A 13,213-nucleotide genomic window follows, 5' to 3' on the forward strand; every position below is an offset into this window, starting at 1 on the left:
GTGCATTTTTTTATTAAAATCACATTTTACAAAAATTATTCTGCTAAATCTTACGAGGACTTATGGAAAAAGAAAAAAAACAACATCAAAGAACCCACGTTCCAGTGGAAGGTTATAAAATCGAAGAATTAAAATTATTAGATTTAGAAAATCTAGTTAAAATCGCTAATGAATGTGAAATCGAAAACCCAAGAGAATTTCGCCGCCAAGAACTTATTTTTGAAATTTTAAAAGCACAAACAAAAAAAGGCGGTTTTATACTTTTTACAGGGATTTTAGAAATTTCTTCCGAAGGTTATGGCTTTTTAAGAGGTATGGACTCTAATCTTAGCGATAGTGTTAATGACGCTTATGTTTCAAATTCACAAATTAAAAAATTTGCTCTGCGTGTAGGCGATATCGTTACAGGACAAGTTAGAGAACCAAAAGATCAAGAAAAATACTACGCTCTTTTAAAAATCGAAGCGATCAATTATCTGCCTTTGCAAGAAGCCAAAGAAAGACCTTTGTTTGATAACTTAACCCCTATTTTTCCAACAGAAAAAATCAAACTCGAATACGATGCAATGAAGCTTACAGGTCGTGTTTTGGATCTTTTTACTCCTATAGGAAAAGGACAACGCGGGCTTATCGTTGCTCCACCACGCACAGGTAAAACAGAGCTTATGAAAGAACTTGCTACTGCTATTGCAAAAAACCACCCAGAAATGCATTTAATCGTACTTTTAGTCGATGAAAGGCCTGAAGAAGTTACCGATATGCAAAGATGTGTAAAAGGCGAAGTTTTTAGTTCTACTTTTGATTTACCTGCTTATAATCATGTGCGTGTAGCCGAACTCGTGATAGAAAAAGCCAAAAGAATGGTAGAAACAGGCAAAGATGTTATCATCTTACTTGATAGTATCACAAGACTGGCACGTGCTTATAACACCGCAACTCCAAGCAGTGGAAAAGTCCTAAGCGGCGGAGTGGATGCTAATGCCCTACACAAGCCAAAACGCTTCTTTGGTGCAGCTAGAAATATAGAAAATGGAGGCTCTTTAACCATAGTTGCTACAGCTTTAATTGATACAGGTTCAAGAATGGATGATGTGATTTTTGAAGAATTTAAAGGCACAGGAAATAGCGAAATAGTTCTTGATAGAAATATCGCCGATAGAAGAATTTATCCTGCGATTAATATCATCAAATCAGGAACAAGAAAAGAAGAATTGCTCCAAGGCGTAGCAAATCTTCAAAAAATTTGGGCAATCCGTTCAGCGATTTCTCAAATGGATGATGTTGAAGCGTTGAAATTTTTATATTCTAAAATGCTTAAAACCAAAGACAATGTAGAACTTTTATCTATAATGAACGAGTAGAAAATGCTTCAAGCTTTAGCGATTAAATACAGACCAAAAACCTTTGATGAACTCATAGGACAAAAGACAGTTAGCGTAAGTTTAAAATACGCCCTAAATCATAATCGCTTAGCTCATGCTTATCTTTTTTCAGGACTTAGAGGAAGTGGAAAAACTTCAAGTGCTAGAATTTTTTCTCGTGCTTTAGTTTGCGAACAAGGACCAAGTGATACTCCATGTGGCACTTGCAAACACTGTCTTGCAGCACTTGAAGGCAAACACATAGACATTATAGAAATGGATGCTGCAAGCAACCGTGGGCTTGAAGATATACAAGCCTTAATTGAACAAACCAAATACACCCCTTCTATGGCAAGATTTAAAATTTTCATCATTGATGAAGTACATATGCTTACCCCACAGGCTGCAAATGCACTTTTAAAAACCTTAGAAGAACCCCCAAGTTATGTTAAATTTATACTTGCAACCACTGATCCTTTAAAACTCCCAGCTACCGTGCTTTCAAGAACGCAACATTTTCGCTTTAAACAAATTCCGCAGAGTGAAATTTTAAATCATCTTAAAGAAATTTTACTTAAAGAAAATGTTAAATTTGAAGAAGAAGCTTTAAAATTTATAGCAAGAAGCGGCAATGGATCTTTAAGAGATACTTTAACCTTGCTTGACCAAGCTATTATTTTTTGTCAAAATGAAATCAGTATTAGTAAAATTACAGATATGTTAGGCTTTTTAGATCCTCAAAAAATCAAAGCCTTTTATCAGGCTATCTTAACAAAAGACAAGGAAAAAGTTTTTGCGTATTTAGAGGAATTACAAGATTATGAAGCCTCAAGCGTGATTGATGAAATGCTTTTTTATTTAAAAGAAAGTTTTTTTGCAAAAAGTACAGAATTTTCTACTTTAATTTATGAAAGATTTTTCCGTATTTTATCAAAAGCTAAGAATATGCTTTGCGATGATGATGGCTTTACGCTTTGTGTTATGGCTTTTATGATGATGGAAGCAAGTCATTTAAAAGAAATTGACGCACAAATCCAAGCAATCAAACAAGAAAATACAACAAATATTATACCTAGGATCACACCTTCTCCTATCATACCTCATCTTGAGAAAAAAACAGAAAAAAATGCTTATGAAATCTTACTTGATAGTATTTATGATAGGGATTTTGATCTTGCAGAATGCTTTAAACAAAGTACAAATTTTATTAGTTTTGAAAACAATACTTTAAATATAAACTCAAACGCACAAGGACAAAATCGCGATACACTCAATAAAGGTTTTAAACTCATACAAGAACTTTTTAAGGCTAAATTTGGGGAAAATGCTAAAATTAATGTGCAAAAAGTACTAACAATTGATGAAAATAAGCTTCAATCCTTAACTCAAGAATTACCAAACAATGAAAATAAAAACATAGATATTCAAAGTTCTATTAATATGCTTAAAGAAGGGGCCAAAAAATTTGACCCACAAGAAGATCTTAAAGAGGCTCTTAAAGATTGTTTTGGAGAGCCTAGTATAGAAAATTAATCATTTTTAAGAGAGATGAAAATCAAAGCCAAAAACATATAAGTTACCAATCTTGTAGTATCAGGTAAACCTTTCCAAACCTTACTCATCCACATTCCAAACCATTCTGCAACAACTACTTGGAAGGCAAAAAACCATAAAATACACAAGTTAAAGAAATAATCCCAAAAAATCTTAGCATTATGAAAGCTTTGAGCATCTAAATTTCTAGCTTTAAACATATCATAAGCACCTTTTTTAGAGCTGTTAAGGCAATAAAAGTTTCAAAAAGAATAATTGCTATATAGCCTATATGATAAATCACGGGAGAAGTAATAGCCATATAAACTACAGCATTACCTAAATAAATCAGGCTTTATATCCATACTCATCACATGCGAAACAAATTGGAAATTAGAATTGTAATCTGTCACATTTCCAAAAACCACTATATCTGCTAACGATACAACGGTAAGCAAAATAATAATTTTTGAAAATCTAATCATTTTGCTTATGCAAAAACATTTTTGTTGCATTTATACTCTTTTAATAATATATTTTAGTAATATTAATTATATATAATATATTATTAATAAAATTAAATTTTTAAATTCTTTTAAGTCTTAAAGAATTAAGCACTACAGTAATAGAACTAAAACACATTGCAAGTACTGCTATATGAGGACTTAAAGAGATAAAAGGTATAAATCCTGCCGCGATAGGAATGCAAAGTACATTATAAATAAAAGCCCAAAAAAGATTTAGCTTAATAATACCGCGTGTTTTTTTAGCAAGTTTAAAACATTTAAAAATCGCTGATAAATCATCTTTTATCAAGATAAAATCTCCTGTTTTTTTAGCAAGTTCATTTGCCTTTGAAAAACTCATACTCACACTTGCAGCAGATAAAGCCGCCGCATCATTGATCCCATCTCCTACAAAAAGAGTTTTTTTAAATTTTTGAATGATTTGTAGTTTTTCTTCACTCTTAAGCTGAGCGTGAAATTCGTCTATTTGTAATTCTTTGGCTATTTTTTCTACATTTTTTACATGATCGCCGCTTAAAATAAAAGTTTTAAGATTTTGCTTTTTTAAATTTAACACAAGCTCTTTGGCTCCATCTTTTAAAGCATTGCTTAACAAAACACCGCCTAAACACTTTTTATTCTTAGCAAAATACACCCTAACATATTCTTTAAAAGTATCAAAAAAGATATCACTTTCTTTTGTGTCAATTTCATTTTCGTGCAAAAACTGTGCATTGCCTACGAGATAATTATCATTATCTTCTTTGTATTTTATACCAGAACCCACAATCACTCTTCCCTCACCCTTTAAATCAAAAAAATGATCTTTATGTAAAGCCTTAGCTATAGGATGAGAGCTTAAACTTTCAATTTGACATAATTTATCAAAATCATCTTTAGAAAGATTGTGTTTAAAAATACTCAAATTTTCCTTTGTTAATGTACCCGTTTTATCAAAAAAAGCATACTTAACTAAGGCTAATTTTTCTAAAGCAGCAGGATTTTTAATAAGAATGAAATTTTTTGCCGCATTTGCACTTGCCACAACCAAAGCTATAGGCGTTGCAAGACCTAAAGCACAAGGACAAGAGATCAAAAGCACAGCACAAGAGTGTAAAAAAGCTGTATTTAAATCTGCTTTTAGCACCCAAAAAACAAAAACTAAAAAAGCAAAAAATATTATACCCCCTACAAAGTATTTAGAAATTTGATCTGCTAAATTTGCCAAAGGACTTTTGATACTTCCTGCTTCAAAAACTAGATTTTTGATTTGTTCTAAAGTACTATCCATGGCCTTTTTGTTTGCTTTGATCCTTAAAGCACCATTTAAAACTACTGCTCCTGCTTGAACTTCATCGCCTTCTTTTTTTAAAACAGGCAAAAACTCCCCATTTAAAAAACTCATATCAAGCTCTGCACTCCCTAAAAGCACTACTCCATCTGCAACAATACTTTCTCCTTCTTTTACCAAAAGTACATCGCCACTTTTGACAAAAGAACTTGAAATTTCTTTGATACTTTCATCTTCAAGCAAAATTTTTGTCTTTTTTGTGTCTATATTTTCTAAAATTCTTTGATAATCTTGTGCCTTAAATTTAGCCTTACTTTCAAGATATTTTCCTAAAAGCACAAAGGAAATAATCATCATTGCACCACTAAAATACAAATCTTCTTCTTTGAAAATTTGCAAATACACCAAAAAAGAATACACAAAAGCACTCAAAGTCCCCAAAGCTACAAGGGTATTCATATCTAAATTTTTACTTTTAAGTCCTAAAAAAGCATGAGAAAAAAAGTCTCTCCCACAATAAAATATCCCAAAAAAACTCAAAGCCATTTGGATATTTTGAGAAAAAGAACTTTTAACAAACATTTCAAAATACATAATAATCACACTCAAAACTATACTTAAGAGCAAATTTTTTCTTAATTCTAAGTGTTTTTTTGCCTTGTATGCGTTCAAGCTTTGTTCATCTTCTAAAATTTCAAAGCCTAAATTTTGAATTTTTGCGATGATATCCTTGCGTTTTTCTTGATCTTTAAGTAAAAAAACCCCGCTAGAATTCACATAAGAAACACTAGCATCTTTAACACCATCAATTTTTTTACAAGCTCTTTCTATAGCGTTAGAACAATTAACGCAAGTCATTTTGCCTATTTTTATACGCAATTCTTCCATTATAAACGCTCTACGATCTCAAAACCTAAATCTTGAAATTCTTTTGTAAAATTTGATACTTGATTTTCTTCTAAATTTAAACTTAAAATTTTTTGCTCCAAATCCACTTCTATATTTCCAAATTCATCTTCAAGAGAATTTTTGATCAAATTTACACAATTCATGCAATTAACATTTTTTACTTTAAATTTCATTTTCACTCCTTATAGGTTGTATGGTAATGTGCCCGATTTCAAATTCATGCAATAACTTATGAGATAAATCCTGAGATAGTTTTTCAAATTCCTTTAGATTGCAAACTCTTACTTTTAAATGCATAGAGGCTACTAGCATTTTATTAGTGATTTGAGTAATATGCAAATCCACTACCTCATCCACACTAGGATTTAAAAGCAAAACTTGTCTTACTTTTTCTATATCCACAGGAGAACTTTCAAGCAAGACATTAGCGCTTTGTTTAAGCAAGATAATCGCCCATCTTAAAAGCAAGATTGATAATACAATAGCTAAAATCGTATCTATATAAACAATACCGCTAAAATACACCACGATCCCACCCATAATAACCGCTAAAGAACCCAATAAATCACTCATCATATGCAAAAAAGCAGACTTCATATTGACATTTTCTAAATTTGCACCCTTAAACATCATCAAAGCATTAATCCCATTTACCAAAAAGCCTAAAATAGCTACAATTATCATGGTTTTAGCGTCAATTTCTTTTGGATTAATAAATTTTTCTATAGCTTCATAAATGATAAATAAAGCCGATAAAATAATGGTTAGAGCATTGATAAAAGCCACTAAAACTTCAAGACGAAAATACCCAAAGGTCTTTTGATGATCTTGCCATTTTTCTACAGCTATAATGGCTAAAAAACTAAGAGCTAAGGCAAAAACATCAGAAAACATATGCAAAGTATCGCTTAAAAGTGCTAAAGAATTTGAAAGGATTGAATAAATAAATTGCACAAGCATCATAGAAAAAGTCATTAAAAGAGAAATTTTTAAAATCTTTTTATCCACACTCCTTGCATCAGCATGGGAATGATGATGTTCATGAGAATGTTCTTCGTGATTATGATGACAAGATTTGTTAGCTAAAGGCTCGTGTGATAAAAATTTATACATCTTATATCCTTTTTTGCTTGACATTTTAAGATATTAAGCTAAAAAGGATATAAATATTTGTTATTTTTATAAAAATTAAAAGTCAAAAAGCTCGCCTAGCCAACTTTCTTTCTTTTTCTTTTTATAATAGTCATTGTGCTGATGATAAGCTGAGTCATTATATCTTGACTCTTGTCTTGGAGCTTGGTTAAAATTTGCTGTATTAGGGACACTGCGTTCTATGATTTTGTCAAGTTCTCCACGATCAAGCCAAACGCCACGACACTTTGGACAATAATCAATCTCAACTCCACTCCTATCACTCATAACCAAATCTACATTACAAACTGGACATAACATACAATACCTTTTTTTTAAATTTTTGATTTAAAATTATAAAAAGAAATATTAAACAAATTTACAACAAGTTTTAATGTTTTTTTGCATGTCTAGTCATCATAAAACTTTGTTCAAAAAATATAAGCAAAGTAACACTCACTCCTATAGCTAGAGCCAAAGTCACAGAAACAGTTGTAAAAAAATAATCAAAAAATTGAACCAAAAATTCAGACTTAGCCTTCAAATCATCACTGCGTATAAAAGAAATAAGATACAAAATTGCTTTATAAGCATAAATTCCAGGTATCATAGGAATAAGAGCAGGGAAAGCGATAATTTCAGCAGGGGTTTTGATAATTTTTGCTAAAGCAATTCCTAAACATCCTATGCAAAATGAAGCAACAAAAGTTGCAATTGCTAAAGTTTGAAAATGAAAATATTCCACCAAGGTAAAACGAAGCCCATGTGCAATTGCCGCTAAAAGAGCAGATAAAATAAGGGTTTTTAAAGGTGGATTACAAGCATAAGCAAACCCAAATCCCGCCACAGCAGCAAAAAACATATCTCTTAAAATAAATTCAATCATCTTAAAATCCCAAAATCCGAAATACTAAGCGTCATGTAAATTCCAAGTGCTATACAACAAATCAAAATAGCCACGCTGATAATACGGCTAAGCCCCATTAAAATATGATCTTTTAATATATCAATCACAGAATTTATAAAAAATACCCCTGGTATAAGATACAAGATACTAGAACCCAAAGCCACATCAGAAGTATTGGTATATCCCATATCCAGTCCAAAAAATACAAACCACGATGAGATAAAAGAACAAAGGATGTATTGAATTCTTAAATCAATCTTTGCTTTAGTTAAAATATATCTTAACAACAATCCCACAAAAGTTGCAAAAAATACTAAATTTCCAGCACCAAAATCACCACCAAAAAGCCTACAAAAAGCTGAATTTGCCATAGAAACAAATAAAAGATTAAGCAAATAAGAATGCTTTTTTTGTTGAGAAATTTGCCCAAAAACAACTTTTACTTTTTCAAGATCGTATTTGTGATCATATATAGCCCAGCTTAAAGCACTTAAATCAAAAATAAGCTTAAAATTAACATGGGCATGATGATTAGGTATAACATAAGTTCTTTGAATGGAGTTATCATCCATATCCACAACATTTAAAGTAATATGATGAAAAAAGAAATTGATATTTATCTCATAGCCATAAACCTCAGCTATTCTTCCTACGCATTTTGCCACCCTAGCTGTATAAGTTCCAGCACCTAGTAAAGTTTTAGTATATACGATTAAAAAATTAGTTAATCTTTGTATATCAGGTTTTTCCATATTTTAATAATCTTTGATTGAATTTGTTATAATTATAGCAAATTTTAAAATAAATAAGGAGAAAAAATGGCAAAAATCGGTATAGTTGGTTTAGGTTATGTAGGAGCTGCTAATGCTTATAACATAGTTACTCAAGGAATTTGCTCAGAACTTTATTTATATGATATAAAACAAGATTTAGCTCTAGCTCATGCAAGAGATTTGGAAGATATGTCAGCCATTCATTTTTCTTATACAAAAATTTTTCATGTGCCAAATTTAGAAAATTTAGCTTCTTGCGATATTATCATTTTAGCTTTTAGAAAAGAAAGCTTAAAAGAATTACCTAGTCGCTTAGTAGAACTTCAAAACAATATCCTCGAACTTAAAGACATTGTCTTAACCTTAAAAAATGCTAATTTTAAAGGCAAATACATTGTCGCAACAAATCCAAATGACACCATAACTTACTACACTCAAGTATTAAGCCAATTACCTAAAAATCATGTTTTTGGTAGTGGAACAAATTTAGATAGTTCAAGACTTAAGAAATTTTTAGCCAAAGATTTAAACATAAATTCAAAAGATATTTTTGCTTGTATGATTGGTGAACATGGAGATTCTCAGTTTGCAGCACTTTCTAATGCAAGCATTTTAGGACAAAATTTATTAGATTTTTATAAGCAAAAATTAGGCAAAGATTTAGACATACAAGAACTCGAAAAAGCCGTGATTAGCGAGGGATATTTCATCTATGAACGCAAAGGAAGAACAGAATTTGGCATAGGAACTTCTTGTGTAAATTTGGCCAAAGCCATCCTAGAAGATAGAAAAAGTTTACATCCTGTAAGTGTGGTTTTTGATGATATAGCTTTTTCAATGCCCGCTATCATAGGAAAAGATGGTATAGAAAAGGTTTTTGAATTAAAATTCAATGAAAAAGAAAAAATAAAATTAGAAAATTCAAAACAACAAATCAAAAACGCCATACAAAGCGTAAAAGATAAAATTTAAGCCTTTTTAAAAGGCTTTTTGATTTTGATATAAATTAAACTTGCTAAAATCACAAAAACAATTATAATGATTAAAATTTGAGTTAAATAAGTTTTAATCAACTCTTCATTTTGTCCTATATAATAACCCAAAAATACAAGTATAGCCACCCAAATAGCACTACCAAGTGCAGTAAAAAGTATAAAATTTACAAGTTTCATTTTTACCAAACCTGCAGGCATAGAAATATACTGACGAATCCCTGGCAAAAGACGACAAGTAAAGGTTGAAAATTCCCCATGTTTGTTAAAAAATTCTTCAAATTTAGCAAATTTGACTTCGTTTATACCAAAATACTTACCCCATTTTAATACAAAATTTTTACCCCAAAAAAAGCAAATATAATAATTAATCAAAGCCCCTAAAACAGAACCTAAAGTCCCACTAAGTATACAAAGAGTGATATCAAGTTCGCCTTTATGTGCCAAATATCCAGCAGGTATCATAACAACTTCACTTGGAAAAGGTATAAAACAACTCTCTAAGGTCATTAAGATAATAATACCCAAATACCCCCAAGCACTAGCCGTCTCAACAATAAAAGAAATGATTTCTTGCATATTAGCCTTATTTGAAGAAAATTTTAAAAAATTGTAGCTTAAAAGATTAAACAGTAAAAAGCGGTTTTATACCGCTTTTTTTATTTACCTGCAACTGAAACTTGATTTGGATTGTCCGCTGCACGAGCGATCATACACTCTTTTAAAACAGCAGCATCAGCTGGATCGCTAACTTTTTTATTAATCCAGCGTTCAACTTGTTTCATTGTTTTTGACTCTGGCTCTGGAGCTTCGTATTTTGCCATCAAACTTGCACAATCAGCCAAAGCAATGATAGGTAATAAACTTGCAAAAAGTATTTTTCTCATCTTTTGCTCCTTAGAATTTTACATTATACATTAACATGATATTATCAGCTCTTGCTTTATCTTTTTTCGCTCCACCAAATGGTAAGCCACGATTACCCCAAATATTTTGGATATTAGTATAACTTAAGCGTAAGAATTGATATCTATCAAGTTGATAAATCACATAAAAATCATGTGCTGTTCCTCTTGTCATTCTTATATTAAGCGGATCGTTGATACTTGGACGGCTCATAGTATACCAGTATCTACTTCCCCAGAAAAACTCATACCCTACTTTTAAAGCCTTGGTAAAATCATAGCGTCCGCCTACATGCACAGCATAGCCATCTTCTTCATTGAACGCACCATTTCCATAACCTTGCTTTTGAAGAATTCCACTTAATACAGGGCTTAATTGATTGTTGTTCCCGTGAGAATAACCTAAAGATAGAAAATAATTAAAATTCGTTCCAAAAGCTTTGTAATTTTCAAAATGAAGATTTGCTATAGTTAAATCTCCTAAATTTACCACCCCATCATCATCAAGAATAGTAGTAACACCATTACTAGGTAAACCAATTGGACCATTGTTAAGTGGTAAAGCAAAATCACTTAAATATGCAATATTAAATAATATTAAATTATCTCCCATACCTTCTATAGGAAGCTCTCCTTCTACTGCAGCATAGTAAAGATTTGCATCAGCATCTTTTTGATCGCTCATCCAGTCTCTTACCTTGCCTTCTTCATCCCATTGATAAGTTTTACCATAAGCTGCACGGATAGCTACTTTATGATCTTGCAAACTTTCAGGTTTATAAGTGATCACTGCTGCATCACCTAGAGCATTAATCGCTAAGGCTGGATAAGTTGATTGTCTTAAAGCATTGTTTCTAAGATTACTTCCTGGGCCATCGGTTCCTGGTTGTCTTCCTACAGTCGCAATCCATTCAGGTGTGATGTAGTAGTCAAGATAAGCTCTATCTACATAAAGTACAGGCCCGCTTGATCTTGTGTTTCTTCCTGCATCTAAGTCATAAGGAGTACCACTCCAACCCATTTGAGACCAATTTTTAGCCATAGATAAACGACCATAGAATTTGGTTTTATCATTAATATCAGCATTCATATTTAAATGAAGCTCATTCATCCATTTGTTATTAGCACTATAATCTTGTCCGCTAACTTTATAGTTTGTATTTGAAACTGCTGTTGAAAACTCAAGTCCAAATTTAACCTTGCTCAAAGCAGCTTGGAATTCTGTTTCATCGGCTCTATCATTAAGATCAGCAAGTTCAGCTTTTACAGCTTCATTTTGCTTAGCTTGAGCTTCCCTTTCTTTTCTGATTTGTGCAAGTTCAGCTTGAATTTGTGCAAGCTGTTTTTGAAGCTTGGTTATCTCATCATCTGTATTTTTAGCAAAAAGTGAAGATGAAAGAAGACAAGCACTTAAAATAAGTGAAAACTTAGTTTTCATAATCATAACTCCTTGTAATTTTGTTACATTTAGCAAATTAAAATTGTGATTATAGAAAAAAAAGTTTAAAAAAAAATTATACATTAATCATTTTTAGCTAGTCAAACTTATGACTAGCTTTGTAAATATTGTAGTTTTAAAAAAGTTTTAAAATTTTAAATTTTTAAATTTTATCGCAAATTTTTATGTCTAAAATTTTATCTCCTTGGCGTATAGAGTCTAAAACTTCTAAACTTTCTTCATCTTTTGGATCAATTTGCCCAAAAACAGTATGAACCCCATCTAAATGAGCTTGAGGGCTGTGACAAATGAAAAATTGAGAACCACCCGTATCGCGTCCTGCGTGTGCCATAGATAAAGTTCCACGCTCATGTTTATGCTCTTGATCATCACATTCGCAAATGATTTCATATCCAGGCCCACCTACACCATTGCCGTGTGGACAACCTCCTTGTATGACAAAATTTGGGATCACACGATGAAAATTTAAATCTTTATAAAATCCCTCATTAGCCAAAGTAGCAAAATTACAAACCGTTTGCGGAGCCTCATCGCCAAAAAGTTTTAATTTCATTGTGCCTTTTTCAGTTTCTATAAGAGCAAATTTGTATTCATTTACTTTGCTTGTGTCAATTGTTTTTATCATTATTTCTCCTTAATCTATATTTGTATAAACAGCTTGAACATCATCATCATCTTCTAACTTATCTAAAAGTTTTTCTATATCGCTAAGCTGTTCTTCGCTAAAGCTTACAGGATTGTTTGGTATATACTCAAGTCCTGCTTTTTTAAGAACTAAACCCTTAGTCTCTATAGCAGAACTTAGCTCACCAAAGGCAGTATAATCACCGCTAATTACTAACTCTTCTTCATTTTGTTCTAATTCTTCAAGCCCTGCATCGATCAAATCAAGTTCTAATTCTTCTAAATCTCCTGCAAATTTTTCAAGATGAAAAACCGCTTTTCTAGTAAACATAAAGCCTAAAGATCCATTTTGTAAAACTTCTCCACCATTTTTGCTAAAAATGGCTTTAACATTAGCCACGGTGCGCGTAGGGTTATCGCTCATACATTCAACTATAACCAAAGCTCCATGTGCAGCTTTTCCTTCATAATGAATGTTTTTAATATCTGCGCTATCTTTTCCACTTGCACGCTTAATAGCCGCATCTATATTATCTTTTGGCATATTATTTGCTTTTGCTGTGGCTATAGCACTTCTTAATTTTGGATTCATATCAGGATCAGTGCCACCTTCTTTAGCAGCTACTTGTATGGCTTTAGCAAGCTTAGGAAAAAGCTTACTCATTTTATCCCATCTAGCCTCTTTAGAAGCTCTTCGGTATTCAAACGCTCGTCCCATAAATTCTCACTTTCTTTAAAGATTTTTAAACTTAAAAGTATAAACTAAAAAGGCTAATTAAAGCTTTAAATGGTATGATTTTACCATTTATTTTTAGGGAGAAG

Annotated in this window: 14 protein-coding genes and 1 pseudogene; 3 read left to right on the forward strand and 12 right to left on the reverse strand. The window is 31.7% G+C overall.

The annotated features are described in order from the left end of the window. The first annotated feature begins 62 nt into the window (after positions 1-62). Both rho and FBF21_RS06155 read left to right on the forward strand, forming a co-directional pair. The gene (gene rho / locus FBF21_RS06150) at positions 63-1,361 is read left to right on the forward strand and encodes a transcription termination factor Rho (RefSeq protein WP_002852852.1); all 1,299 of its coding nucleotides are present in this window, start codon (positions 63-65) and stop codon (positions 1,359-1,361) included. Positions 1,362-1,364: 3 nt separating this feature from the next. Continuing rightward, positions 1,365-2,894, forward strand: coding sequence for a DNA polymerase III subunit gamma/tau (locus FBF21_RS06155; protein WP_002869626.1), 1,530 nt, complete (start codon positions 1,365-1,367; stop codon positions 2,892-2,894). Here the strand turns inward: FBF21_RS06155 and FBF21_RS09285 are convergent. The 7 genes and pseudogenes from FBF21_RS09285 to FBF21_RS06195 all read right to left on the reverse strand — a co-directional run bounded on the left by FBF21_RS09285 (position 2,891) and on the right by FBF21_RS06195 (position 8,390). Further along, positions 2,891-3,409 (reverse strand): annotated as a pseudogene (locus tag FBF21_RS09285) (DUF2165 family protein). The gene FBF21_RS06155 and the pseudogene FBF21_RS09285 overlap by 4 nt on opposite strands. 70 nt (positions 3,410-3,479) lie before the next feature. Then, complete coding sequence (copA, locus tag FBF21_RS06170) at positions 3,480-5,579, reverse strand: copper-translocating P-type ATPase CopA (protein WP_002869627.1); 2,100 nt, start codon at positions 5,577-5,579, stop codon at positions 3,480-3,482. Beyond that, on the reverse strand, positions 5,579-5,773 hold the full coding sequence (locus FBF21_RS06175) for a cation transporter (RefSeq protein ID WP_002852760.1): 195 nt from the start codon (positions 5,771-5,773) through the stop codon (positions 5,579-5,581). The genes copA and FBF21_RS06175 overlap by 1 nt, the downstream gene beginning before the upstream one ends. After that, positions 5,763-6,713 (reverse strand): CDF family cation-efflux transporter CzcD, encoded by a 951-nt coding sequence (gene czcD / locus FBF21_RS06180; RefSeq protein WP_002869628.1) that lies wholly within the window; start codon positions 6,711-6,713, stop codon positions 5,763-5,765. Before czcD ends, FBF21_RS06175 begins: the two co-directional genes overlap by 11 nt. Positions 6,714-6,788: 75 nt before the next feature. Then, positions 6,789-7,052, reverse strand: coding sequence for a zf-TFIIB domain-containing protein (locus FBF21_RS06185; RefSeq protein ID WP_002831611.1), 264 nt, complete (start codon positions 7,050-7,052; stop codon positions 6,789-6,791). A gap of 70 nt (positions 7,053-7,122) precedes the next feature. Beyond that, complete coding sequence (locus FBF21_RS06190) at positions 7,123-7,617, reverse strand: threonine/serine exporter family protein (RefSeq protein ID WP_002853757.1); 495 nt, start codon at positions 7,615-7,617, stop codon at positions 7,123-7,125. Next, positions 7,614-8,390, reverse strand: coding sequence for a threonine/serine exporter ThrE family protein (locus FBF21_RS06195; protein WP_002860249.1), 777 nt, complete (start codon positions 8,388-8,390; stop codon positions 7,614-7,616). Before FBF21_RS06195 ends, FBF21_RS06190 begins: the two co-directional genes overlap by 4 nt. Positions 8,391-8,456: 66 nt before the next feature. Between FBF21_RS06195 and FBF21_RS06200 the strand changes: the two genes are divergently transcribed. Then, positions 8,457-9,383: an L-lactate dehydrogenase gene (locus FBF21_RS06200; RefSeq protein WP_168985455.1), complete on the forward strand. Its 927-nt coding sequence runs from the start codon at positions 8,457-8,459 to the stop codon at positions 9,381-9,383. On the opposite strand, the gene FBF21_RS06205 is transcribed toward FBF21_RS06200, so the two are convergent. The 5 genes from FBF21_RS06205 to FBF21_RS06225 all read right to left on the reverse strand — a co-directional run bounded on the left by FBF21_RS06205 (position 9,380) and on the right by FBF21_RS06225 (position 13,109). After that, the gene (locus tag FBF21_RS06205; RefSeq protein ID WP_002822507.1) at positions 9,380-9,982 is read right to left on the reverse strand and encodes a DedA family protein; all 603 of its coding nucleotides are present in this window, start codon (positions 9,980-9,982) and stop codon (positions 9,380-9,382) included. The genes FBF21_RS06200 and FBF21_RS06205 overlap by 4 nt on opposite strands. A gap of 80 nt (positions 9,983-10,062) precedes the next feature. After that, the gene (locus FBF21_RS06210; protein ID WP_002822505.1) at positions 10,063-10,290 is read right to left on the reverse strand and encodes a hypothetical protein; all 228 of its coding nucleotides are present in this window, start codon (positions 10,288-10,290) and stop codon (positions 10,063-10,065) included. A gap of 10 nt (positions 10,291-10,300) precedes the next feature. Beyond that, positions 10,301-11,746, reverse strand: coding sequence for a DUF3373 family protein (locus FBF21_RS06215; protein WP_004303866.1), 1,446 nt, complete (start codon positions 11,744-11,746; stop codon positions 10,301-10,303). A 163-nt stretch (positions 11,747-11,909) separates the two neighbouring features. Continuing rightward, entirely contained in the window at positions 11,910-12,392 is a 483-nt protein-coding gene (locus tag FBF21_RS06220; protein WP_002822502.1) for a peptidylprolyl isomerase, read from the reverse strand. A gap of 9 nt (positions 12,393-12,401) precedes the next feature. Then, positions 12,402-13,109, reverse strand: a complete 708-nt coding sequence (locus tag FBF21_RS06225) for a YebC/PmpR family DNA-binding transcriptional regulator (RefSeq protein WP_002787769.1) — start codon at positions 13,107-13,109, stop codon at positions 12,402-12,404. Positions 13,110-13,213 lie beyond the last annotated feature (104 nt).

This window comes from Campylobacter sp. CFSAN093238 (genome assembly GCF_012898015.1).
In the GTDB taxonomy this organism is placed as follows: Bacteria; Campylobacterota; Campylobacteria; order Campylobacterales; family Campylobacteraceae; genus Campylobacter_D; species Campylobacter_D jejuni.